Below are 263 nucleotides of genomic sequence, written 5' to 3'. Positions count from 1 at the left end.
CGCCGCCCGGACCGCGGACGCTGGACACCAGATTGCTACGGCGCAATTTGGCGAAAAGCTGTTCGAGGTAGGACAGGGAGATGCCTTGGCGCTCGGAGATATCGGCCAGGGACACCGGCCCGTGCTGCGCGTGCAACGCCAGATCGAGCATGGCGGTCACGGCGTATCGGCCTTTTGTAGTCAGTCGCATGGACAATTACCACGGAGTTCGGAATGGGGCGAGTATGCAATTCCCGAGTGTTTAAGTCAACTATAAGACCTAG

The 263-nt window shown here is 58.9% G+C and carries 1 protein-coding gene; it reads right to left on the bottom strand.

Annotated features, from left to right (window positions below; genetic code table 11):
* Positions 1-190 (bottom strand): Rrf2 family transcriptional regulator (locus SB772_RS42155; protein ID WP_410838792.1); only part of this gene is annotated, 190 nt, incomplete at its 3' end.
* Positions 191-263 lie beyond the last annotated feature (73 nt).

The organism is Paraburkholderia sp. SIMBA_030, assembly GCF_046535245.1.
Lineage (GTDB): Bacteria > Pseudomonadota > Gammaproteobacteria > Burkholderiales > Burkholderiaceae > Paraburkholderia.
This window is presented reverse-complemented; position numbering and strand designations above follow the sequence as displayed.